This is a genomic window from Streptomyces sp. DSM 118878 (assembly GCF_052936595.1).
The window spans coordinates 3,306,860-3,330,220 of the sequence record NZ_CP193622.1 but is presented as its reverse complement, the minus strand read 5'-3'; the positions used below and the strand labels follow the sequence as shown (position 1 = coordinate 3,330,220).

The window sequence follows — 23,361 nt, the reverse complement described above, 5'->3', positions numbered from 1 at the left end:
CCGTCAGCTTCAGACGTAATCGCGCACAACACAAGACCCATGCACGCCATGGCCCCCGTCCTGCGCGGGGCTCCGCCGACCGCGGCCTGACCCCTTGTCGGCCGAGCCCCGACAGGCTCCCGTCAGCCCCGCGGCCCGCACACCTGCCGCTCCGCCCGCACCGGATCGTTGGAGAACCGGAAGGAGGTGCGCTCCACGGCACCCGTCAGATTCCGCCAGAACCGCCCCGCCGTCAGCGGCGCCCGCGTGGCCGCCCGCAGCTCCGCGAACGGCCCGCACCGCAGGGCCCGCCGGGCGGCGTCGACGCGGGCGGGGTCCAGGCCGGCGGGCAGCGCGCCGGGCAGGCCGCGCTCGGCGACGATCCACTCGTCCGGAAGCCGCTTGTCGTGCCCCACCCGGCCGTTGAAGCTCTCGGAGTGGGCGGCCAGGGGATAGGCGAGCCCGATCGGGTCGAGTGCCGCCCCGGAGAGCGGGATGACGGTGCCGCTGAAGCCGAGGGTGTTGTAGACGCCGGTCACGCCGGGCCGCGCGGCCGGCAGCGCGGTATGGGCGAGCAGCAGCGTGCGCTCGCCCAGGAGCTCGCCCTCGCGCACGCTCTCGCGGACCAGCCGGGCGTACGCCCTGTTGCCGGACTGCCCGGCGAAGCCGTGGTGCACGGGGTGGGCCGCGGCGTTCTGGCGTACGTACACGCCGCGCTCGTCCGCGATCCCCTGCGGGCCGATCCGCCCCTCGTACGGCATCCGCAGGACCGCCGCGCAGGCCACGGCCCAGACCGCGACCCCGGCGGCCGCGATCGTCCACGCGCGCGCGAGGGGCACGAGGAAGACGGGCAGCAGCATCAGGAGCAGCCCCGGCAGGAACATCCGCCCGTGCATGAAGTCGCCGCCCACCCTGATGACGTACAGCCAGCACAGGGCGCCCGCGACCAGCGGGGCGGCCACGGGGACCAGCCGCCGAACGCTCGCGGCGGCCAAGGGGACGGCCCGCCCGCGCGGGGGCAGGCACGCCAGGGCGGCGGCGACGATGATCAGCAGCGGCAGCCACAGCACGTAGGGCCCGGCGAAGTCCCTGAGGTAGTCGAGACCTCGCCCCCACAGACTCCGCGAGGCCTCCTTGGTGACGCCCGGCAGCGGCATCAGATGCCCGTAGTAGCCCATGCGGAAGACCTCGTACGCGAGGGGGAGTGCGCCCGCGGCCCCGGCGCCCGCGAGTACGCCGCGCCACGAGGGCCGCGCGGTCACCCACTGCCCCGCCAGGAAGACCGCGGAGACCAGCGCCAGATCGGGCCGTACGAGCGGCCCGAGGCCCAGCACCGCGCACGTCACCAGGGAGCGCGGACGCGCGACGAGCGCGAGCCAGGCCCCGGCGATCCAGCAGGTGGCGAGCCCGGTCTCCAGGCCGGAGGTGGCGAAGTCCCAGGCCGGCGGCAGCGGGAGCAGCACCAGGGCTCCGCAGGGCAGCAGCAGGCGGTCCCCGCCGTACAGCCGGAGCGCCGCGAGACCGGCGAGCGCGAAGCCCGCGGCGGTGAGCAGCAGCCCGCCGTACACGGCTGCCGTGGCGACGTCGAGGCCGGGCGCGCCGGCCGCCACGAGCAGCCACTGCCACAGCGTCCCGGTGGACGACTCGGCGCGCTCCCCGGCGTTGAAGACGGGCCCGTTGCCGGCGAGCACCTGGCGGACCGTACGCACGTAGATGTGTCCGTCGTCCGACATCCACCGCCGCTGGAAGCCGGCCACGGCGACGGCGAGGGCGGGCAGCAGGCAGAGCCCGATGCGCAGGGGCCCGCGCCATCGCCCGAGCCGCGCGCCGACGGAGCGCTCGGCGGCGGGCCGCGCCGCACGGACACCGGAGGAGTACGTAGACGTCATGCACGGTACATCGGCGCAGGTCAGTTGAGGCTTGAGTACTGGGTGAGCCCGGCGGCCAGGGCGACGTCACCGGGCCAGGTCCTTACAAGTTTCCTTACGCGTAGGTAAGTTGACCCGAAAGTAAGCAAGCAAGCCAGTAAGCAAGCAAGCCAGTAAGCAAGCAAGGCAAGTAGGGGAAGTCAGCCGGAAGCCGAGAACCGAGACCGAGAGCCGGGAGCCGTCATGGGCGTACGCAAGGATCTGCGCAGGGCACAACGGCAGGGCGGCCTCGCCGAGCGCGCCCGGGTCGAACTGGTCAAGGACGAGCACGGCACCGTGCGCGAGGCCCGCACCCCCGCCCTCGCGGCGCGACCGGCGACGGGCAGCATCGCGGACATCCCGTTCATCAACGCGGCCGAGGCCCCCGAAGCCGTGGTGATCCGCCGCAAGCAGGGCGGCCAGTGGCGCCCGGTGACGGCGGCGGCCTTCGCGCGCGAGGTGACCGAGGCGGCGAAGGGCCTGGTGGCGGCGGGCCTCGAACCGGGCGGCAGGGTCGCGCTGATGTCGCGTACGCGGTACGAGTGGGCGGTCCTCGACTTCGCGATATGGGCGGCGGGCGGCCAGACCGTACCCATCTACGCGACGTCGTCGGCGGAGCAGATCGAGTGGATCGTCCGTGACTCGGGCGCCCGCGTGCTCATCGCGGAGACCGCGGAGAACGCGGCCACGGCCGAGAAGGCCTGCGGCACCCTGGACGACCCCCCGCGCATCCGCTCCCTCGACGACGGCGCGATGACGGAACTGACCGGGGCGGGCAGGGAGATCCCCGACGGGGAGATGACCGAACGCCGCTCCGCGCTCACTCCCGACTCCGTGGCGACGCTCTGCTACACCTCGGGGACCACGGGCCGTCCCAAGGGCTGCGTCCTCACCCACGGCAACCTGCACGCGGAGGCCGCGAACACGGTCGAGCTGATGTACCCCGTCTTCAAGGAGATCACCGGCCAGGCCGCGTCCACGCTCCTCTTCCTGCCGCTGGCCCACATCCTGGGCCGTTCGATCCAGATCGCCTGCATGCTCGCCCGCATAGAGCTGGGCCACTGCCCGAGCATCAAGCCGGACGAGCTGCGCCCGGAGCTGCGCGCGTTCAGGCCGACGTTCGTGGTCGGCGTCCCGTACCTCTTCGAGAAGATCCACGACACCGGCCGGGCCACCGCGGAGAAGATCGGCCGGGGCGCGTCCTTCGACCGGGCCGAACGGGTGGCGGTGCGGTTCGGCGAGGCGTACCTGAACCGGTTCCTGTCCAAGGACGCTCCCGGCCCGTCCGTCGGCATCCGCCTCGGCTGGGCGCTGTACGAACTCCTGGTCTACCGCCGCATCCGCAAGGAGGTCGGCGGCCGGATGCGCTACGCGATCAGCGGCGGCTCGCCCCTCGACCGCGACCTGAACCTCTTCTTCTACGCCGCCGGGATCGTCATCTATGAGGGCTACGGCCTCACGGAGACGTCAGCGGCCGCGACGATCACGCCACCGCTGAGGCCACGCCCCGGCACGGTCGGCCTGCCGGTGCCGGGCACGGCGGTGCGCATCGCGGACGACGGCGAGGTGCTGATCAAGGGCGGCATCGTCTTCACCTCCTACTGGAACAACCCGGCGGCGACGGACGCCGTCCTGCGGGACGAGTGGTTGGCCACCGGGGACATCGGCGCCCTGGACGCCGACGGCTACCTCACCATCACCGGCCGCAAGAAGGACATCATCGTCACCTCGGGCGGCAAGAACGTGGCCCCCGCGATCCTGGAGGACCGGCTGCGCAGCCGGGCTCCCGTGGGCCAGTGCATCGTGGTGGGGGACAACCGTTCGTACGTGGCCGCGCTCGTCACCCTGGACCCCGAGGCTGTCGAACACTGGCTGACGGTACGCAAACGCCCCAGGGACACCTCGCCGACGGAGCTCGCGCGGGACCCGGAGATGCGGGCGGAGATCCAGAAGGCGGTGGACCACGCGAACGCGGCGGTCTCGCGGGCCGAGTCCATCCGCGCCTTCGCCATCGTCGAGGGCGACTTCACCGAGGCCAACGGCCTCCTGACCCCGTCCCTGAAGATCAAACGCCAAGCGGTGACGGCGGCGTACGCGCGGCAGATCGAGGAGCTGTACGGGAAGTGAGTTCGGTTCCTTGTGGGGCGGGGACGGCTCACCCGGTGGCGTCGACGTCGCCATCGACGTCGACGCCGTAGCCGCGGGCGAGGTCGGCGAGTCCGTGGTCGTAGCCCTGCCCGACGGCTCGGCAGCGCCAGACGGGGCCGCGCCGGTAGAGCTCGGCGAGGAGCAGGGTCCGTTCGGTGGTGGCGGCGTCGAGGGTCGACCGCGCCAGGGGGGCGGCACCGCTGCCGGACGCGATGGCCGTCTGGACCGCGCCGACGTCGCCGAAGGTCACGTCCTCGTCGATGGCGGCCGCGACGACGACCTTGCGTGAGGAGGGCGGGAGCGAGGCGAGGTCGACGGCGATGCTCTGCTCGGCCGGGCCGTCGGTGAAGAGACGGACCGTGCCCGCGGGGTTCTCCGGGGCGCCGTAGAACACGAAGTCCTCGTCGAAGTTGACCTGCTCGTCCTCGTCGAGCACGAAGGCGACGAGGTCGATCTCGGCGTCGCTCTGCGGGGCCCAGGACGCGGTGAGGTGCCACGGGGTCGCGGGGGTGCCGGACGGCGGCGCGGGCAGGTCGACGACGCCACCGCGCGGCAGCACGTGCGGTGCGGGCGGGCGGTTCCCGCTCTCCGTGCTGTGCGCGCCGGGGGTGGAGGACGCGGTGGGGTCGGAGACGGTCGCGGTCGGGTTGCTGAGCCAGTGCGCGTCATGGCGGGGGAGTTCCAGGTCCGCGATGCGGCGCATCCGGCGGTCGTACTCGCCACCGGCCAGGATGACGACGTCGGTGACGCTACAGGAGAGGTTCACGGCGGCGGAGCCACCCAGTTCGACGACGCGGGTCCTGGCGGCGACGGCCTCGGCGTGCGTGCCGCCCAGCACGAGGACGCGATGCTTGGCCAGGGGCTTGGCGGGGTCCGTGGTCCCGGTGGCCTGGTGAGGCTCCGCTCGGCGGGGAGCGGGAACTGTCGGCTCCGGCCCGGCCGACGTGGACGCCGGCGCCCCGTGGAGCTCGCCGAGCCGCACGTCGTCCAGCAGCTTCAGGAAGTCGGACTCGTCGACGACCGGCACGCCCTCGGCGACGGCGCGCCGGGCCTTGCCCGACCCGGACGAGAGGTCATTGGTGACCAGAGCGCTGGTGTGCCGGCTGACGGAGGACACCATGTTCAGCCCGGCGGCGACCGAGCGCGCCATCAGCTCGGTCCGCGAGGTGGCGGTCTCCCCGGTGATGGCTATCTTCATGCCCTGGACGAGCGGGCCGCCCGGCTCCAGGCGCCCCGGACTGCGGTACGCGCAGGGCGTCTTCGACGGCTTGGGGGCGAACCGCGGATCCTGCCGGGGCGGGCAGGACACCAGCGGCAACGGCAACCCGAGCAGAGCCGCCTCGCGCAACGTGGCCCGGAAGATCCCGGCGAGCACCCGGGTGTCGTCCAGCGCGTCATGGGCCTGGGTCTGCGGTACGCCGTAGTGGACGGCGAGCGTCCCCAGCTTCATGTCGGCGACCGGCAGATCGACCTGCCGGTTGAGCGCCAGAGTGCAGAGCCGCCGGGACACCGGGAGCTCGGTGCGGGCCCGGGCGAACTCGTGCGCGAGGAAGTCGTAGTCGAACTGCGCGTTGTGCGCCACGAAGACCCGGCCCCGCAGCAGTTCCGCGATCTCCCCGGCGACGTCCTGGTAACAGGGCGCCCCACGCAGCCGCTCGGCGGTCAGCCCGTGCACGTGAACGGGCCCGGGGTCGCACCCGGGATCCAGCAGCGTCGAGAACTCCCCGGTCTGCTCCCCGTCACGCCCGATGGTCACCACGGCGATGGACAACACGCGGTCCCGCCGGGCGACGAGCCCGGAGGTCTCCACGTCCACCAGCGCCCACTCGAACGCGTAATCGGGCAGGTCGGAGAGGTCGAGGACGGGGGAGGGGGCAGCGGTCATGCCCGAAAGGATGGTCCGGAATCATCCGCTCCAGCAACCTGAATGGCGATTTGCCCCAATAGACGCCTCCCGCCGAAGCGCTCCGGGGCCCTGTTCTCCGGTTCTCCGGTTCTACCCAACGGCCGTCAGGCCCTGCCCGGTCCTTCCGCCGTGCGCAGCCGCTCGCCCAGTTGCCCGGTGAGGGGGCTGCCCATCTCCTCGTGGATGGCCAGAGCCCTGGCCAAGTCGTCCCGCAGCCGGGAGCGGTCGGCGCCGGGGCGTTCGGCGATGGACGCGAGGTCGAGCAGGGCCTCGGCCTCGTAGGCATACGCCTCGCGCTCCCGCAGCGCCTGCGCGGCTTCCCGCAGGACGGGCACCGCCTCGGTGGTCCGGCCCAGGCGGTCCAGGACCCGGCCGAGCGCGGCGGCGGCCCGGTCCGCCATGCGGTGATCGGGATCGGGCAGGGACAGCAGGCTCGTGCGGGCCCGCCGGAGGGTGGTGAGCGCGAGCGCGGTCTCGCCGTGCGCGTCCTGGGCGCGCCCGAGGAAGAAGGCGGCGATGGCCGCTCCGCGCGCTTCGCCGGCCTGCGCGTTCAGCTCCATGGAGCGCTGGTACGCGGCGATCGCGCGGGCCGGGGCGAACCGGTCCCAGTAGCGGCCGGAGAACTCCAGCGCCGACGCTTGCAGGACCGTGTCGCCGGAGACCTCCGCGCAGGCGAGGGCCGCCGTCAGTTCCTGGTGCGCCCGGTCGTGTTCGCCGAGGTCCATCAGCGGGCGGGAGAGCAGGGTGCGCAGTCGTGCCTCGGCGGCAGGGGCGACGGCGGCCTGCGCGTACCGGGCCCCCAGCTCCAGAGACTCCTGCCAGTCGCCGAGGTGCCGGTGGTGCAGGAACAGCACGGTGAAGCACTCCGCGAGTTGCCACCCCGGCGTGTACAGCCGGTGCGCACCCGCGGCACGCAGCACCGCCATGACGTTGGCCCGCTCGGCTTCCAGCCAGTCCAGTGGGCGGGGGCCGCCGTGCGCCGTGAACGGGTCCGGCCGCTCGCCGAGGAGGAGACGGAGGTCGGCGACGCGCGTGCGGTCCGCGCGCACCGAGCGGTCGGCGAAGGCCGTGAGCGTCAGATAGTGCGTCAGCACGTCTCGTACGACGGCAGCTTCCGTACCCGGTGGCTCTTCGGCCGTCGCACGCTCACGCGCGTGGGCGCGCACGAGACCGTGGAACCTGTGACGGCGGTCGTCCGTGACCTCCAGCAGGCTCATGTCCTCAAGAACGTCAAGGAGCACCTGGGCGGCCTCCGTGTCGGAGCCGAGCGCCGCCGCGGCCGTCGCCACGTCGAAGCAATGGCCGGGGACCCAGCCGAGCAGCCGGTAGCCGTGTGCCAGCTCGGGTGACAGCTGCCCGTAGGCGGCGTTCAGTACGGCGGACACAGGGGATTCGCCTCCCACATCAAGAGCGGACAACCGGCGCGTCTCGTCCTCCAGTTCGGCGGCGAGCGCGGCCAGGCCGAGACGGCGGTCGTTCACCAGGCGGGCTGCGGCCACATGGAGGGCGACGGGGAGCCCGGAGCACAGATCGGCCACGCGGCGTGCCGCGTCCGGGTCGGCGGCGATCCGGTCCTCGCCGCACCGGTCGGCAAGCAGGAGCAGCGAGGCGTCCGCGCCGAGCGGCTTCAGGGGCAGCGGCCGGGCGCCGTCGAGGGAGAGTTCACCGAGCTTCGCGGTGCTCGTGGCGAGTACGGCACTGCCGGGCCCTTGCGGGATCAGGGCCCGTACCTGCGCGGGTGACGTCACGCCGTCCAGTACGAGCAGTACGCGGAGTGCGGACGTCCGGCTGCGGAACAGCGCGGTCCGTTCGGCCAGGGACGGCGGCAGGAGCGTGTCGTCGACGCCCAGGGACCGCAGACAGTGACCGACGGCTTCCGTCACGTCCGCACCGGCGCCCGCGCGGTTGCGCAGCGCGGCGAAGTCGACGTAGAGGCGCCCTCCGGGAAAGCGCTCGGGCGTCGTGTGCGCCCAGTGCCTGGCCAGGGCGGACTTGCCGACTCCGGGAGGCCCGGCGAGTACACGCACATCGACGTGCGAGGCGGCGGCAGTGGCGTCCGCCGACGAACCGCCCAGGGCGGCGAGTTCCGCTTGCCGGTTGATGAACCGGGTGCGCAGGGCGGGGACTTCCGAGGGCGGCCCTGCGGGGCGCAGGGCAGGAGGAACGTCGTAGGAGACGGCGGCCGGCGCGTCCGGGGATCGGGCTGCCGCGGATCGGGCGGCCTCGGATCGGGCGGCCTCGGATCGGGCTGCCGCGGATCGGGCCGTCGCGGACCGGGCCGTCGCGGCGCTGCCGTCGTGCTCGTCGCGCTGGTCGCGCTGGTCGCGCTCGTCGTCCAACTCGTTGAGCAGCGCGACCAATTCCTGCGCCGCCTGCGACTCCTCGCGCAGCGAGTGGCGCAGTCTGCGCCGCAGCCGGTCGGTGGCGTCCCCCAGGGCATGCTGATCCTCCGACCGGAGCGCCGCCGCCAACTGCTCCACGGCGGCCTGGAGCTCCTGGTCCCCCGCGGCGGTCGCGTCCTGCCGCCGGCTGAACAGCCGGGCGACGAGGGTCCGTGTACGTGTCCACGCCTCGGTGACCGCGAGCCCGACCAGCGTGCTCGTCGCCCCCGACGCGGCGATCGCCACCACCTCGACCGCCACCGCGCCCCCTTCACGTACCGCCGAGCTGCCGGACCAGCTCCAGCCTGCGTGTCGACGACAACCGTAGTGTGATCAACCGAGGCTGTGTAGTGGGCTCATGGAGGCGGCTCATGGGGGCAGCTCATGGAGGCGCGGGCGACCACGGAGGCAGACGGATGACCTCGTACGTGTCGCCGACGCGCAACGTCATCGAGCCGCCGGCCGGAGGGTGACCGGCCCGGAGGCTCGTATAGACGGCCGCGGCGACCAGCCCGGGGTCGGCGTTCCCGGTGTCGGCCGACGCCGACGCGGTTCGGCCGTCCCGCAGGCCGATCAGGCAGCCACCGGAGGCGAGCGCGGTCGCCGCCAGCAGACTTCCGGGCCACTTGGCGAGCGCGTCACGCACCCAGCGGCGGGCCGCGGTCGCCGTCGGCGCAGGTGCGGAGGCCAGCAGGACCGAGGCGCTCTCGGTCAGGCGCCGGTCGCGTTCCTCGTCGGGGCGGACAGAGAGATGCGAGAAGTGCCGGACGGCGTCGGCGTCGGCGTCGGCGTCGGCGACCGCGCCGTTGGCGGCGACGGCGGCGGGGATGCGGCGGACGGACACCGTGGTCCCGCAGGTGGCGTCGGTGCCGATCTGGGTGCCGACCACCCAGGAGGTGACCGGCGCCGCGGGGTTGTCCGGCTCCGTGAGCATGAGCGGGGACGGCGGTGCGGCCGGTGGCGGCTCCAGACGGAGCAGGTCGTAGAGGGTGGTGCGCAGCCGGGCGAGCGCCGTGCCCGGCTTGTCGAAGGCACGGGCGGCCACCGAGGCGTACGGCTCCGCTCGGCCCGCGTGAGCTCGCAGGACCTCTTCGATCTGCCGCCGCGGACTGCCCTCGGGATCGAACCGAGGCGCGAGCCGTGCCAGGTCGGTGCCGGCGGTGCCGGGTACCGCGTCCTTCCCGTACGTGGCCAGGGCCAAGGGTTTGCCCAGGGCGGCACCGTAGAGCGTCACGGACCCGTGGTCCCCGACGACGGCATCGGCGGCGACGAGCGCGGGTCGCCAGTCGTGCACCGGCGGGATCAGCAGCAGACCGGCGTCGAGAGCGTCGGCCAGGAGCGTGCGGATGTACCAGGCGCCGTGGGCCGACCAGACGTTGGGGTGCAGGACGAGCGCGACGCGATACTCGTCCCAGGGCAGACCGGCGAGGAGCCGCGCGGGCAGGCCGGGGCTGCGGCCGATGAGGGAGCTGGGCCCCCACGTCGAACTCACCAGAACCAGGCGCTGATCGTCCGTGACACCGAGGGCCCGCCGGTAGTCGTCACGGCGGTCCATGCTGACGAGCAGTTCGTCGAGGCACGGATCACCGATGAGCAGGGTGCGTCCGGCGCATGCGGGATGCGCGGCGATCAGCTGCCGCTCCTGTTCCGGATGCGATACGGCCGTCCAGGCCCGGCCCGCTTCGATGAGCGCGTCGGGCGCCACTCCCGACAGCCGGTTGCGGGAGGACCGTGAGTCCGGCACGTACTTCTGGAAGCCGACGCCGTGCGGGAGGACGAGGACGGGGCAGTCCCCCTCCGGTACGTCGATGTTCTCGCTCGCGCTGAGGATCAGGTCGGGGTCGGCATACGGCAACTGATCCCACGGCATGACGCGACAGCCCGAGTCGTGGAGCAGGTCGAGCGAGCCGTCGCCGAAGGCGGAGGTCGGATCATGGGTGAAGACCACCGTGACCCGGGGGTCACCGCGGAGTACGGGTGGCAGTGTCTCCAGGATGCGGATCGTCGAGGTGAGGGTACGGGTCGCCACGACCAGCTTTCGCTCGCCGTGGAACGTGCTCCAGCGGCCGGCGTCGTGCCCGACGGGGACCCTCAGGAACGGAATGTCAGCGGAAGACGCGGCCATCCCGAGCCCCCTCGCACTCAGCGCAGGGTTCGCGGTTCGCGGTTCGCGGTTCGCGGTTCGCGGTTCGCGGTTCGCGGGAGTGTGGCTGCTAGCGCAGTTCAAGCTTTTCCGCAACCTCTCTGGTCTGCGCCGGGCCACGAGAGGAAACGCCTCCGGAACAGGCTGGGACAGCTGGGACGGCAAGGAACCCCCGGGCCCATCGACCGGGGGTTTCATTGTAGGGAGCGGTCCTGACCCCTTGGCAGGGCGAGGACACGCGCGCGGCGTCTCAGTCGATGCAGAACTCGTTGCCCTCGATGTCCAGCATCGGGATGCACGAATCGTTGCCGTCATACAGCGTCTGCACGTGTATCGCGCCGAGCGGCTCCAGTCGCGCCCGTTCGGCCTCGAGCGCGGCGAGGCGCTCTTCGCCCACGAGCCCGGTGCCGACCCGCACGTCGAGATGCACCCGGTTCTTGGCGGCCTTCCCCTCGGGGACGCGCTGGAAGTACAACCGCGGGCCCACGCCGGAGGGGTCACCGCAGGCGAACCACGCGTCCCGCTGCTCGGGTGGCTGCGCGTTCTTGAAGTCGTCCCACGTGGCGAACCCCTCCGGGGGCGGGGGCACGACGTACCCGAGCACCTCGCACCAGAAACGCGCGAGGCGCTCGGGTTCCGCGCAGTCGAAGGTGACTTGGAACTTCTTGATCGACGTCATCGGCACAAAATAGCGGCGCATGCTGCTCACCAGCACTCTCTTTCCGGCAGCACCCCGCCCGATGCCGACTTAACGGCCCGGCCACTGTCATGTCACGAACGTGTCCTGAACACGATCATGGTGAAACTCAGGCAACCACAGCGACCGTCTGGGAGGACAGAAAGCCACACGGACGAACAGCCGTGCCGGCTCTCACCCGACCGCCCGCTCCCCACGAGCGGCAGCCCCACACAGAGGACAGAGACATCAGCATGCGCACTCGGAAGATCTCGGTACTGACCATGACCGCGGTGGCCCTCAGCCTGGCGCTGACGGCATGCAACAACGACAGCTCCGACACCTCCTCCTCTCCCTCTGCGAGCAGTTCATCGGCGGCGGCCCCGAGTACCCCGAAGTCCGACACCGCGAAGGGCAAGTCGACGGGCGCGCCCGCCAAGTCCGACACGAAGTGCACGGACCAGCTCGACTACGCGGGCGACCCCCGCTCCAACGCCGAGATCAACTCCATCGGCGACGACACGGGCACGTGCCCGCCGGTCCAGAAGACGCCGTCCGACACGAAGTGCACGGACCAGCTCGACTACGCCGGCGACTCGCGCTCCAACGCCGAGATCAACTCCATCGGCGAGGACACCGGCACGTGCCCGCCGGTCCAGAAGTCCGGCGAGGCGTCGGGCACGCCGAAGGACCCCGACACGAAGTGCACGGACCAGCTCGACTACGCGGGCGACTCGCGCCCCAACGCCGAGATCAACTCGATCGGCGAGGACACCGGCACCTGCCCGCCGGTCAAGAAGTGACGCCGTGCTGCCGTGCTGCCGTGCTGCCGTGCTGAGCCCAGCGGCTGGAGACCCGCATCGAGCCGACGCAGAGCCTTCGGCGCTGGGAGCCTCGGTGGCGTAGGGCGACTCGGATACGTCCGGAGCGCGCAGGGCCATGGGTGCGTGCCCACGCCGAGGTAGGTCCGAGCGATGCTCGCCACGTGATCTGCGCAAGGACCGGCTCCGCCGGTCTGGTCCGGCCGTACGCCGTACGCCGTACGCCGTACCCGTCGCCCGGGTCGGTGGTGAAGAGAGGAAGCTCCTCGGCGGCTGCGATGGCGGCGATCACCAGGGCGGCGACGCGGCCACATGGTGACGCGGCTCTCGGCCTGCCGAGGACGATGGCGGCACAGCGGCCTCCACTGCCATAACGCTTCCACCCACCCCCTTCGCCACTTGTTCGAGGACGGCGGTACGGCCGGTCGGCGTGCTTGTGCATGCCGGCAGGAGGCCGGGACTCGGCCGTGAGACTGACCCGCGCCGGATCGCTACAACGTATCCGCAGTCGACAGACAGTGGTGAGCACCCATGCTCTTCAGGCTGCGATTGTTGCCGTCATTCTTTTGATTGTACGAATCCACCAGTACGCCGAAGCTGTCGACTGTCTCCTGCGGATCCTCAACGTTCACATGCCGCAATTTTTCCGCCGCCTGGTAAAGCGTACGGTTGGCTGCCCGCATGTCATCGACTATCGAGCCCGTCTCGCCGGATTTCGAGCTGGGTGAACGAATGCCACCGAGATCCCCCGCCTGCCTGTTCTGGAGGCCGGCCATCTTGTACAACAGGTTGCCGACGTAGACGAAATCCTCCGGCATTGCGGTTCCTTCCGCATACCCGGCATCCAACGCGGCAACGGCATCATTGGCATCCCTTGCCACGTCATCCACTTCTCCCATTGTTTGAGCACAGGTCGTGTTTGCCTCCTTAGCCCAATCTTTGAGCGTGAAAGGAGGATCCGGCCAAACTTGAACCACTCCGATGATCACGCCGGCGACCGCTGCCCCCACCCCGAGAAGTTCCCATAGACGCCTACGGGGGATCCCCCCGTCGCCGCCTCCTGCTGGCGTTCCGTTACCCGAGCCATCAGCCATCTTTCCCCCGTTACAGCCCTCCCTGATCACCCATTTGCAAGTGGTGGATCTTATTCGACTCAGGAGGGCTCCTTCTGGCGACAGTGAAGCACTCGGCATGAGCCGGAATGAGAACGTCACGCTCTCCTCATCATTACCCGAGGCATGTCAGATGGGTGGCATCTACTGCAAGGGTTGTACTTGATCTAGGACACCTGCGCCTGGACTCGCCTGACGGGGATATTTACCCTTCGAGTGTCCTGCTCGCCGGCAGTATCGACGATCAGCGGTGCGTGCGATATCTCCTCGTCACTCTCGTCTCTCTCAGGTGGCCCAGATATTCACGCACAGCGGCATTTCGCCCGTGGCGTCGGCGAGGTGTGATGCCGCCTCGAAGGGGTGAGTCCGGATGCGCCCTGGCAAAACGGGCTCGCAGGCAACGAGGAAGCCCCCCGCGAGCGACGCGAAGGGCTGAAAGCGGGCTTTGCCCTGTATGAAGTGCGCCCCCGGCAGGACTCGAACCTGCGGCCAAGCGCTTAGCACTCCAGCCGTAGATCGTGATCTTGTGGGCGGGCTGAGATCAGGCGGCCGGATCGATATCGGATCGCGTGAGGTGGTTGCCCGCTGCACGCTGCCCCCATGGATCACGCAGAAGTACTGCTCATCGGGGGACGGGCTGGTGTCGGCAAGACGACGGTGGGGTGGGAGGTTTCGGCGCTGCTGCGCACCGAAGTGGTCTCTCACGCGATCATCGATGGTGACTTCATGGGGCAGGTGCATCCGGCACCCGAGGGGGACCCACACCGCGCGGAGATCACCGAGAGCAATCTGACTGCCGTGTGGGCGAACTTCGCCCAGCGTGGCTACCGACGCCTGATCTATACGAACACCATGAGTGTGATGCCTGAGGCAACAGGCATGTTCGAACGTGCCATGGGGGCCGGAGTGGGGATCATACGAGTCCTGCTCACCGCCTCCGACGCCACCGCCCGCGAGAGGCTGGTGGGCCGGGAACTCGGCTCAGAGCTGGAGCAGGAGCTGGAAGGAAGTGTCCGCAAGGCACGGCTCCTGGACCAGCGGGCCCCCGCAGAGACCGTGCGAGTGGCGACGGACGGACGGCTCGTCGTGGACATCGCGCGGGAGGTAGTGGCCGCCACCGGTTGGGCCGGGCCCCACGTCGCCTGCAGATCATGATCGTGTGGGCGAGCTGGTCCGGGAACGGGCACGGCCACCGGTGAATCAGTGTGTGAAGACAGAAGAACAGTCGGGGCCGCAGGTCACAGCATAGATCCTGCCCGTTGGCAGGACGTGTTCGAGGCCATGATGGGCCGCATCGCGCCACGGTTCGCGCGGGCGGAACCGCGGCGCCGGGCACGGGAGCCCGTCCTTGGCCTGTGGTCGGACCTTCCGCGCAAGAACTGCTGGCGGTCCGCGACGACCTCCATGGCTTCGTCATCGAGCAACTGCAGGACGACGACGCGGTGCTGGTCGTGGATGAGACCGGCGATCACAAGAAGGGCACCGCCACGGTCGGGGCCCAGCGCCAGTACACCGGCACCGCCGGACGGAGCAACCCGCACCTGCGGGCCGCCCTGGAGCAACGGCAGCTCGGCTACGTCCTCGCCGTCGCCTGCGACCACCGGAACGTCTGGCACGTCACGCGGTTCGCAGCAGCGACCCGGTAGGCCGAGCACGACGGGAGCGCGATGCCCGGATGTTCACGGCGTATGTACAGGAAGGGCTCGGCGGCTACTGCGCAGCCGCTGATGCGCATGCTGCGGGTGATGGCGCCGACCCCGAGGTTCGTGCTCGCTGCGCTGGCGGTGTTGTTCACCTGGGCGGGAGTGTCTGGAGAGTTCGTTTCCCCGGTCTTGGCCGCGCTCAGTGGCACTGTCGTCGTGCTGCTGCCACAGGCGCGGTGGCCCGAGTAACACAGGCGCCTGATCGTCAGTCAACTACCCGTGGTCAGGCGGTACGCCGCCCACGCCGTCCCGATGACGAGGCGACCAGCGCCCGCAGCTCTGCCCGCCCCCGCTCCACGACCTTCAGTAGTCTTGCCGGATGAGTGTCGGGCGGCAGAGGGGCGTCGGCCACCAGGTCGAGCACTGTGCACGGTCTGTCCAGCCAACGCTGCAGAGCCCGCCAGTGCTGGGCTTGGTCCGGGGACAGGGACGGGTCCCAAGGATCGGCGAAGTAGGGGGTACGGTCCTCGCCGTACGCGTGCAGCAGCCCGGAGCGGCGGACAAGACACGGGAAGCAGAGCCCGCAGTGGGCGAGGGATGATTGGTTGGGCTGGTGGGCAGGGGGTGCGCCGCAGCTCAGCGTGGCCTCCAGGGCTTCCTGGGGCAGGCCGGTGTCCCGCGCCGCCGCGCATACCTCGCCCTTCGTGAGCGTGGCGAAGGGGTTCACGACCCGAACCGCAAGTTCCGGCGTCTGGGCTATCTCCTCGATGATTTGGTTGAGGTGGTGCAGCGTCCATGGGTGCACCGAGCGAGTGGAGCAGGCGCCGGCGCGGGCAGCGGACAGCGGCGGATTGAGGGCGAGTTGCCCGTTCTCGGGAATGTGGACGACGGGGACATGCTCGGCCGCGGCGGCATGGACGGCTGTGGCCGCGTACAGCAGACCGCGTGAACGGGTGGAGCGTTCCAGCTTGAACTTGGCCCCGTTCGGCTTGCGTACCGTCTGACTCTGTTCAAGTCGGCGCAGCGGGCGCTCGCGTTGCTGGTGCACCGCTTTGTACACCGCGTCTTGCACGGACTCGAAGTTCCGTTCCTCGAAGGTGACCAGGAGCATGGCGTGCGGGCTGTGGACGGTGGCGCGCTGGGCCGCCCAGCCCAGGGAATCGAGGCCTCCGGAGAAGAGGGCCACTTCGCGCGCGTAGTCCTCGGGGCCGAAGGGCAGGGGGCGGGGTCGTGCCGACCCGGTGGCGTCGAAGGGCCGGAATTCGATGTCCCAGCGATCACCTGTCACCGTCGCGAGCAGTGCGGTGAGGTGCTGGAGTGCACGGTTCCAGGCAGTGGGATTGGTTACCGGCAGAGAGAGACGAATATGGCGGGTCCAGCGGTCGAACGCTGCTTCCCTGGAAGTGCAGCGATCCGCGGCGAAGACAGCACGGGCCACTCGCTGGAGGTCGTCCGCCCAGTCCGGGGCGGGGGCGAGGAGCTGGCGATGGTCGGGGGCGCGTACCGGGGATTCCCAGTAGAGGGCATCGGTCAGCGGCTGCCAGGGAGTCTCTGGCGGATCGACGCCCGGGTGGGGGAGCCAGGAGTAGTGGACCGGTGCTGGGGACATCATGCGGCGGGTGCCTCCTCACTGCTGTCCGGCCCGGCGTCCGTGCCGGGAAGGAGACCGAGCGCCACGCCGACCGCTCGCGGGACCAGGCCACGCGCGACCTGCACCAGGGCGCCGATTGTCGGGTCTTCCAGGGCCGTGACCATGCCCTCGGCTTGCTGTGCCGCGTCAGTGAGGCGCTGGGCCTCCGCGCATGGGTTGGGCAGCAGGTGTAGTACCCGTTCGGAGACCCAGCCCGCGATGTGGTCCTCCGGGTCGGCCAGGGGTAGCACCGGAACGATGAGCTTGACCTTCTCGGCGATGACGGCACGCAGGAACTCGGCCACGACGTCCGCGAAGAACCACTGGTAGAGCAGACAGAGCAGGTCGCCGGACCATCCGGAGCCACCGGGGGCGACAGCCTCTGGGTGTAACTTGCTGATGCGGTCTGCGGTTGCCGCGGCCGCTCGTCGTACGGTTGCGTCGGCAATCGTGCCGCCCTCACCGCCCACGGCCGCCGTGAAGCGGGCCACGAAGCCTTCAGGGCCACCCCCGTCCTCGGGGTAGTCCCACGGAACGTCGCCGTCGCCGGTCGGATCGGTGTCCGGGGCGAGTGGCAGGGCGTCCATGATGGAGGTCAGCCGTTCGCCTGCCGCGAAGGCCGCGTCGTGCAGACCAAAGGCCGAAGGGTCCTCGCGCAAGGTCCGGTGTAGCACCGCCAGGTAGTCTTCGGAGATCCCGTCCAGCTTCTCCGGGGCGTCAGTCCAATCGGAACGCCAAGACGACAGTCGCCTGCTGACCCGGCTCCAATCACCTGCCGTAGTCCCAGGGCTTCCCCCAGGCCCCAGCCATCGTGATGACGTACCCACCAGGCATCCCCCCTGACGGATCGGCATGGCTGTCCCCAGCGCGCAGCCGCCGACTCCTTGACCCAGGGGAGCAGGAGGGGACTTGGCGACGGTAGGGCGCGACTCGGCCAAACTTGCTTGCTGTCGACAGTCCATTGCTGGCCGAGCACGGGTTCAGGGCCTCGAAGGCCGGAAGCTGCCTGTGTCGGGCGCCCGGGAAGAACGTCCTGAGTGACTGCCCCCTCAATCCGTGGCGATGGTGCCACCGAGGCCGGCTAGACGTAGCAGCACCTGTTGGAGCAGGGCTGCCTGGGCCGCCGTACCGCCTTGGATGTAGCCGAGTGAGTTACTCCGGTCGCGCCATGGCTTGGCGGGTACGGGCTGGTGGCTGTGCATCTGCTTCCCTTCGCGGCGGTACTCGTAGCTCTCCTGGGACTTGTCCGGCCGATCATGGCTGTCATGATGCCCGGGTGAGCATCATCGTGAAGTTCTTCGTGGCGCCGGACGACACGTCAGCGAGCCTGGCCCTCCAGTCTGGGCCGGGACCGGCATTCGAGTCGCTCTCCTTCGGCAACTTCGATCCCGAAGAAGCCGTGCTGGAGTGGGAATGCCTTTTGGCCGGCGGCAGCTTCGAGGAACTGGTAGAAGCCGGTGAGCCTCGCGTCGTCGCCGGCCAGGACAATGACGGGTGCGTCGTCTTCGCGCTCTCACCTGGCCTGTCCGCAGCGCTCGCGGACGCCGAGCACGCCAGATTGCGCGACGTCGCCGCCTCGTGGACCCTGCTGCGTGCGGAGGACGGCGAGGTCATCGGCACGGAGATCGCCGACGAGATCGTGGGCGATCTCGCTGCTCTCGTCAGCAGCGCCCGGCGCCAGAACCAGGGCGTCTACTGCTGGGTCGCGTAGCAGTTCATGCCCGAAGCCGGACCGCGACGGCCGCCGCGGTGGCGGTGCCGAGGAAGACGTAACCGCGCTTGTCGTAGCGAGTGGCCGACCGCCCGGGACTGCTTCAGGCGATTGATCGCCCGCTCGACGGTGTTGCGCTTCTTGTAGCGGTCCTCGTCGAAGCCGGGCGGCCGTCCACCGCGGGCGCCTTTGCGCAGGCGGGCCGCCTGGCTGTCGGTCTTCCCCGGGATGGTGTGGCGGATTCCCCGCCGTCGCAGGTACTCGCGAACGGGGCCGTTGCTGTAGGCCCTGTAGGCCCTGTAGGCCCTGTAGGCCCTGTAGGCCCTGTCGGCCGCGAGGCTGTCGGGCTTCTTGCGTGGTCGTCCCAGGCCCGGCCTGGGCACTCGGATCTTCTCCAGGACCGGCTTGGACTGGGTACAGTCTCGGCTCCGTCGGTCCGGCTGTGCGTCACGTCCGTCGGCACGACTGGCGGCAACCGTGAGCGAACAACTGTGCGAGCGAACAACCGTGGGCGGAGGCGAGTTCGCGCGGACCAGGCGCTGCCCTCACGGACTCGTCCTGCGGAGGGGCGGGTACCGACTTGCGACGGCTAGAAGTAGCGTTTGACCTGCGAAAACGTGGCGCCCCCGGCAGGACTCGAACCTGCGGCCAAGCGCTTAGAAGGCGCCTGCTCTATCCACTGAGCTACGGGGGCCGGATGTGGCCGGGTGGCGAAGGGGCGGATGTGGGGGGCATCCGTGACCTTGCCGGGGACAAGGATAGGGGTTGTGGGTCCGTGTCCCTGGTGCTCCGCCTCCGCGCCACGATGTGGAGGTTCAGTGAAGCGGTCCTGATAATCGCAGGCGAGTGCGAATCTCGCACCGCTTTTGGCGTCTCGCGTCACGGGTGTTGTGCACTCGTTATGCCTCCGTCCCGGCCGCCGCTTCCCTCTCTCGTGTCCGATCGGCGCGCGCAGAGCGACCCATATGCTTCAGAAAGCTGCCAAAATTGGGCATTCTTCACATGTGGTGACTTTGGACGTACGGCCTCAATTGCTTGACGCACTCTCCGCCCTGCGCGAGCGTGTCGCCGCCGCACGCTTTCCGCTCCCCCTTCCGGGGGCGCCACGCGCGCGTGCCAACCGGGACGAGCTGCTCGCGCAGCTCGATGACTATCTGGTGCCCCGGCTCAAGGCACCCGAAGCGCCCCTGCTCGCCGTCATCGGCGGTTCCACCGGTGCCGGTAAGTCCACACTGGTGAACTCCCTGGTCGGACGGCGGGTCAGCGAGGCGGGCGTGCTGCGGCCCACGACACGTACACCGGTGCTGGTCTGTCATCCGGACGACCACCTCTGGTTCGCGGGGATGCGCGTCCTGCCCGACCTCGCGCGCGTGTGGATGCCCCAGCCGGACCCCATGGAAAGCGGGGACAACGGTGACGAGGGGGACGACGAGGACGACCCCGTGCTGGCCCTGGGGACCGAGGGCGAGCGCGCTCTGCGCATCGAGACGGCGCAGAGCCTGCCGCGCGGGCTCGCCCTCCTTGACGCACCCGACATCGACTCCCTCCTCGCGAACAACCGCGTACTGGCCGCCGAGCTGATCTCCGCCGCCGACGTATGGGTGATGGTGACCACCGCGTCGCGCTACGCCGACGCGGTGCCCTGGCACCTGCTCCGCACCGCCAAGGAGCACGACGCCACCCTGGTCACGGTCCTGGACCGCGTGCCCCACCAGGTGGTGACCGAGGTGTCACGGCAGTACGCGGCGCTCCTGACCAAGGCGGGCCTCGGCGACGTGCCGCGCTTCACGGTGCCCGAGCTGCCCGAGTCCGCCGGCGGCGGCGGACTCCTCCCCGCCACCGCCGTCGCACCCCTGCGCGCCTGGCTCACGCACCGGGTCCAGGACCCCGACGCCCGCGCCCAGGCCATCACCCGTACGGCATCCGGGGTCCTGCGCTCGCTTGACACCCGTATGCCGGAACTCGCGGGCGCGGTGGCCGCCCAGCACGCCGCCGCGCTACGGCTCACCGCCGCCGTCGACGAGGCGTACGACAACGAGCACGCGCGCGTGCACGGCCGATTGCGGGCCGGGGGCGTGCTCGCTGGAGGTGCCCTGAAGCGGTGGCGCAGTTACCCGCTGGACTGCCGGGCGGACGAACTGCTCGACGCCATCTGCGAGAGCCTGGAGGCGCTCCTGCTCTGCGCGGTGACCGCCGCCGACGAGCGCATCGACGAGGCCTGGCGGCGAGAGCCCGCCGCGGGCGTCCCCGGCCTCGCCGACCGCGACCCGTCGATGGAGAGCGCCGAGCACCGCATCGGGATGGCCGTCCGCAGATGGCGGCGCGTCCTGGAGGAGTACGCGGAGGACGAGGTCCGCGGGCTCCAGGGCCTGGAGAGGAACGCGCTCCCCGACCCCGAGGCCGTCGCCGCGCTGCTCGCCACCACCCTCCTCGGCGGGCACCGGGCCCGCGTGGCCGGTGAGGTGCTCGCCGAGCGCATCGGCGCCCAGAGCGCGGTCAGGCTGCGCGACCGGGGCGCGCACCTGCTCGTCGGCTACCTGCGACGGGTCCTCGCCACCGAGCGGGAGCGCCGGCTGGCCCCCCTGGACGCCCTCGAAGTGCGCCCCGAACCCCAGTCCGCACTGATCGCCGCCCTGTCCGTACTGCAGAAGGAAAGGTGACGCGGTGACCACCGTCACTGATCACACAGAGCACGAAGAGCGGGGCGAGCGTTCCGGGAACTCCGGGAACTCCGGGAACTCCGGGAACTCCAGGAACCCGGGGAGTTCGGTGAGTTTCGTTAGCTCCGGGAGTCCGGTGGGCTCCGGGGGTTCCGGGGGTTCCGGCCGGTTCGCCGACGGCTCCGGCGACGCCTGGGGCGACGGCCTCATCGCACGGCGTGTCACCGACGAGCAGCAGCAGCGGCCCGCGGAGACCGGGGCACGCGCGTACACCCCCTCCAAGCAGCCCCCGGCCCCGCAGCCCCCCGCCTCGTACGAGGCACCGCTGCGCGAGCGGCTCGACGCCCTGCGGGAACTCGTCGTGCTCTCCCGCACCCGCCTCGACACCAGCACGCTCGCCGAGGCGGGCCGTGTCCTCGACGAGTCCGACGCCCGGCGCAAACTCTCCGGACGGCACACCGTCGTCGCCATCGCGGGCGCCACCGGCAGCGGCAAGTCGACGCTCTTCAACGCCCTCGCCGGAGTGATGATCTCCGACACCGGCGTACGGAGGCCGACGACCGCCGCGCCCCTGGGGTGCAGCTGGACGGACGGCGCCGCGGGCCTCCTGGACCGGCTCGGCATCCCGGGGCGGCTGCGCCGCCGCCCGCTCCAGGGGCCCGGCGCCGACGAGCTCAAGGGGCTCGTGCTGATCGACCTGCCGGACCACGACTCGGCGGCCGCCGAGCACCGCGAGCACGTCGACCGCATCCTGGGGCTCGTCGACGCCGTCATCTGGGTCGTCGACCCGGAGAAGTACGCCGACGCGATGCTCCACGAGCGCTATCTCCGCCCCATGGCAGGCCACGCCGAGGTCACCTTCGTGGTGCTCAACCAGATCGACCGGCTCCCCGGCGACGCCGCCGACCAGGTCCTCGACGACCTGCGACGGCTCCTGGACGAGGACGGCCTGGCGCTCGGCGAGCACGGCGAACCGGGTGCCACGGTCCTCGCGCTCTCCGCGCTCACCGGCCAGGGCATGGAGGAACTGCGCGAGTCGCTCGGCCAGTTCATCCGGCAGCGGTCCGCCGCGGCCCGGCGTATCGCGGCGGACCTGGACGCCGCGGCGGAACGACTGCGTCCGGTGTACGTGGCCGGGGCGTCCGCGGGACGTAACCGGGGGCGTATCGGGCTCAGCGAGGAGGCGCGCGAGGAGTTCACCGACCGCCTCGCGGAGGCCGTGGGCGCCGCCACCGCGGGCGAGGCGGCGGAACGGGCCTGGGCCAGGAACGCGGGCAAGGCGTGCGGCGACCCCTGGCTGCGGCTGTGGCGGTGGTACGAGGCGCGGCGCTCGGCCGAGGGCTCGGCGGCCCCCATCGCTCCGGGCCCCGTGGTCGAGGAGGTGACGGCCCGCCAGCGCGTGGAGCACGCGGTGCGCGCGGTGGCCGACGAGGCGGCGTCAGGGCTGCCGCAACCCTGGGGACAGGCCGTACGGGAGGCCGCGGTGCGCGGCGCCGAAGGGCTGCCCGAGGCGCTTGACCTCCTGGCGGTACGGGCGGGCGTGCCCGCGGGCCGGCCGCCGAGGCCCAACTGGTGGCCCGCCGCGGTGCTCACCCAGGCGGCGATGAGCCTTCTCCAGGTGATCGGCGGCCTCTGGCTCCTCGCCCAGGTCATCGGCATCGCCACGCCGAACCTGGGCGTGCCGGTGCTCCTGATGCTGACCGGCATCCTGGGCGGCCCCTGCGTGGAGTGGACGAGCCGCTTCGCGGCGCGCGGACCCGCCAGGCGGTACGGGCACGAGGCGGAGTGGCGGCTGCGGGAGGCGGCCGCCGGGTGCGGCCGGGCCCGCGTCCTCGATCCGGTGGCGGCCGAGCTGTTGCGGTACCGGGAGGTCCGGGAGCAGTACGTGCGGGTGACGGGGACGCGGGCGCCACTCTGGTGACCCGTGACCCGTGACCCTGGCCGCGTGTGAGACCTCAAGGGTGACGGAGTTGTCCACAACCTGCGGGTAGCCCACAGGCCTCAGCGGGGTCGGCCCGGCCGGTGCAGTCTGAGAACGCAGCCGCGGACGGCGCGGCGGAGACAGCAGCGGACGCACGGGGAGGCTCGCATGAACGAGACGACGGTCACGGTGGTGGGGAACGTGGCGACGACGCCGGTGTACCGGGAGTTGCCGTCGGGACCGGTGGCACGGTTCCGGCTCGCGGTGACGGCCCGGTACTTCGACGCGGTGAAGAACACCTGGAACGACGGACACACGAACTTCTTCACGGTGTGGGCCAGGCGCACGCTCGGCGCCAACGTGCAGGGCTCGCTCACGGTCGGCGAACCGGTCATCGTGCAGGGCCGGTTGAAGGTCCGCGACGAGGAGCGGGGCGGCCAGCACTGGACGTCGGCGGACATCGACGCGCAGACCATCGGCCACGATCTGTCGCGCGGCACGGCGGCCTTCCGGCGGGTGCTCAAGGGCGACGGGTCACTGACGGGGCTCGCGTCGGCGAGGGAGCGTCCGGAGCCGGAGCCGGAGCCGGAGCCGGAGCGGGAGCCAGAGCGGGAGCCAGTGGGGTGACGACCAGTCAGCCGGACGTCCGGTACCGGCGGCCGATGTGCGGCTCATCGGTATTCCGCTTGCCATTGATTTGTCGATAAGCCCAGCTCGCAGGGG

Annotated in this window: 15 protein-coding genes, 1 tRNA gene and 2 pseudogenes; 8 read left to right on the top strand and 10 right to left on the bottom strand. The window is 71.1% G+C overall.

Annotated features, from left to right (window positions below; genetic code table 11):
- Window positions 1–122: 122 nt before the first annotated feature.
- Window positions 123–1,868, bottom strand: a complete 1,746-nt coding sequence (locus ACRAKF_RS14575) for a hypothetical protein (RefSeq protein ID WP_447037524.1) — start codon at window positions 1,866–1,868, stop codon at window positions 123–125.
- A 222-nt stretch (window positions 1,869–2,090) separates the two neighbouring features.
- Here ACRAKF_RS14575 and ACRAKF_RS14570 point away from each other — a divergent pair, with 222 nt between their 5' ends.
- Complete coding sequence (locus ACRAKF_RS14570) at window positions 2,091–4,013, top strand: AMP-dependent synthetase/ligase (RefSeq protein ID WP_447037523.1); 1,923 nt, start codon at window positions 2,091–2,093, stop codon at window positions 4,011–4,013.
- Window positions 4,014–4,041: 28 nt separating this feature from the next.
- On the opposite strand, the gene ACRAKF_RS14565 is transcribed toward ACRAKF_RS14570, so the two are convergent.
- The 4 genes from ACRAKF_RS14565 to ACRAKF_RS14550 all read right to left on the bottom strand — a co-directional run bounded on the left by ACRAKF_RS14565 (window position 4,042) and on the right by ACRAKF_RS14550 (window position 11,143).
- Window positions 4,042–5,919 (bottom strand): TerD family protein, encoded by a 1,878-nt coding sequence (locus ACRAKF_RS14565; RefSeq protein ID WP_447037522.1) that lies wholly within the window; start codon window positions 5,917–5,919, stop codon window positions 4,042–4,044.
- Window positions 5,920–6,044: 125 nt separating this feature from the next.
- Window positions 6,045–8,582, bottom strand: coding sequence for an NB-ARC domain-containing protein (locus ACRAKF_RS14560; protein ID WP_447037521.1), 2,538 nt, complete (start codon window positions 8,580–8,582; stop codon window positions 6,045–6,047).
- Window positions 8,583–8,703: 121 nt separating this feature from the next.
- Entirely contained in the window at window positions 8,704–10,446 is a 1,743-nt protein-coding gene (locus ACRAKF_RS14555; protein WP_447037520.1) for a hypothetical protein, read from the bottom strand.
- A gap of 268 nt (window positions 10,447–10,714) precedes the next feature.
- Window positions 10,715–11,143, bottom strand: a complete 429-nt coding sequence (locus ACRAKF_RS14550; RefSeq protein WP_447037519.1) for a VOC family protein — start codon at window positions 11,141–11,143, stop codon at window positions 10,715–10,717.
- A 251-nt stretch (window positions 11,144–11,394) separates the two neighbouring features.
- Here ACRAKF_RS14550 and ACRAKF_RS14545 point away from each other — a divergent pair, with 251 nt between their 5' ends.
- Entirely contained in the window at window positions 11,395–11,943 is a 549-nt protein-coding gene (locus ACRAKF_RS14545) for a hypothetical protein (RefSeq protein WP_447037518.1), read from the top strand.
- Between the two features lie 509 nt (window positions 11,944–12,452).
- On the opposite strand, the gene ACRAKF_RS14540 is transcribed toward ACRAKF_RS14545, so the two are convergent.
- Window positions 12,453–12,971: a hypothetical protein gene (locus ACRAKF_RS14540; protein ID WP_447037517.1), complete on the bottom strand. Its 519-nt coding sequence runs from the start codon at window positions 12,969–12,971 to the stop codon at window positions 12,453–12,455.
- Between the two features lie 702 nt (window positions 12,972–13,673).
- Between ACRAKF_RS14540 and ACRAKF_RS14535 the strand changes: the two genes are divergently transcribed.
- Window positions 13,674–14,228 (top strand): AAA family ATPase, encoded by a 555-nt coding sequence (locus ACRAKF_RS14535; RefSeq protein ID WP_447037516.1) that lies wholly within the window; start codon window positions 13,674–13,676, stop codon window positions 14,226–14,228.
- 129 nt (window positions 14,229–14,357) lie between these two features.
- Window positions 14,358–14,707, top strand: a pseudogene (locus tag ACRAKF_RS14530) (transposase); the annotation flags it as partial.
- A 292-nt stretch (window positions 14,708–14,999) separates the two neighbouring features.
- Here the strand turns inward: ACRAKF_RS14530 and ACRAKF_RS14525 are convergent.
- A complete protein-coding gene (locus tag ACRAKF_RS14525; RefSeq protein WP_447037515.1) occupies window positions 15,000–16,328 on the bottom strand; it encodes a 7-cyano-7-deazaguanine synthase in 1,329 nt (442 codons plus the stop codon).
- Window positions 16,325–17,020, bottom strand: coding sequence for a hypothetical protein (locus tag ACRAKF_RS14520; RefSeq protein WP_447037514.1), 696 nt, complete (start codon window positions 17,018–17,020; stop codon window positions 16,325–16,327). Before ACRAKF_RS14520 ends, ACRAKF_RS14525 begins: the two co-directional genes overlap by 4 nt.
- A 602-nt stretch (window positions 17,021–17,622) precedes the next feature.
- On the opposite strand from ACRAKF_RS14520, the gene ACRAKF_RS14515 reads away from it, so the two are divergent.
- Window positions 17,623–18,057 carry a hypothetical protein gene (locus ACRAKF_RS14515; RefSeq protein ID WP_447037513.1) on the top strand — a complete coding sequence of 145 codons (435 nt, stop codon included), beginning with the start codon at window positions 17,623–17,625 and terminating at the stop codon, window positions 18,055–18,057.
- 4 nt (window positions 18,058–18,061) lie between these two features.
- On the opposite strand, the pseudogene ACRAKF_RS14510 reads toward ACRAKF_RS14515, so the two are convergent.
- Window positions 18,062–18,479 (bottom strand): annotated as a pseudogene (locus ACRAKF_RS14510) (IS5/IS1182 family transposase); the annotation flags it as partial.
- 196 nt (window positions 18,480–18,675) lie between these two features.
- Window positions 18,676–18,751 (bottom strand) — tRNA-Arg (locus ACRAKF_RS14505).
- A gap of 271 nt (window positions 18,752–19,022) precedes the next feature.
- Here ACRAKF_RS14505 and ACRAKF_RS14500 point away from each other — a divergent pair.
- From ACRAKF_RS14500 to ACRAKF_RS14490, 3 genes are all read left to right on the top strand, one after another.
- Entirely contained in the window at window positions 19,023–20,717 is a 1,695-nt protein-coding gene (locus ACRAKF_RS14500) for a dynamin family protein (RefSeq protein ID WP_447037512.1), read from the top strand.
- A 109-nt stretch (window positions 20,718–20,826) separates the two neighbouring features.
- Window positions 20,827–22,638 (top strand): YfjP family GTPase, encoded by a 1,812-nt coding sequence (locus tag ACRAKF_RS14495; RefSeq protein WP_447037510.1) that lies wholly within the window; start codon window positions 20,827–20,829, stop codon window positions 22,636–22,638.
- A 168-nt stretch (window positions 22,639–22,806) separates the two neighbouring features.
- Window positions 22,807–23,265, top strand: a complete 459-nt coding sequence (locus ACRAKF_RS14490; protein WP_447037509.1) for a single-stranded DNA-binding protein — start codon at window positions 22,807–22,809, stop codon at window positions 23,263–23,265.
- Window positions 23,266–23,361: the final 96 nt, after the last annotated feature.

Bases quoted from the DNA above. Each gene is read 5' to 3' on its own strand.
- ACRAKF_RS14565 (WP_447037522.1), bottom strand. From the start codon at position 5,919: ATGACCGCTGCCCCCTCCCCCGTCCTCGACCTCTCCGACCTGCCCGAT.
- ACRAKF_RS14555 (WP_447037520.1), bottom strand. From the start codon at position 10,446: ATGGCCGCGTCTTCCGCTGACATTCCGTTCCTGAGGGTCCCCGTCGGG.
- ACRAKF_RS14570 (WP_447037523.1), top strand. From the start codon at position 2,091: ATGGGCGTACGCAAGGATCTGCGCAGGGCACAACGGCAGGGCGGCCTC.
- ACRAKF_RS14500 (WP_447037512.1), top strand. From the start codon at position 19,023: ATGCTTCAGAAAGCTGCCAAAATTGGGCATTCTTCACATGTGGTGACT.
- ACRAKF_RS14545 (WP_447037518.1), top strand. From the start codon at position 11,395: ATGCGCACTCGGAAGATCTCGGTACTGACCATGACCGCGGTGGCCCTC.
- ACRAKF_RS14525 (WP_447037515.1), bottom strand. From the start codon at position 16,328: ATGATGTCCCCAGCACCGGTCCACTACTCCTGGCTCCCCCACCCGGGC.
- ACRAKF_RS14550 (WP_447037519.1), bottom strand. From the start codon at position 11,143: ATGACGTCGATCAAGAAGTTCCAAGTCACCTTCGACTGCGCGGAACCC.
- ACRAKF_RS14490 (WP_447037509.1), top strand. From the start codon at position 22,807: ATGAACGAGACGACGGTCACGGTGGTGGGGAACGTGGCGACGACGCCG.
- ACRAKF_RS14535 (WP_447037516.1), top strand. From the start codon at position 13,674: ATGGATCACGCAGAAGTACTGCTCATCGGGGGACGGGCTGGTGTCGGC.
- ACRAKF_RS14575 (WP_447037524.1), bottom strand. From the start codon at position 1,868: ATGACGTCTACGTACTCCTCCGGTGTCCGTGCGGCGCGGCCCGCCGCC.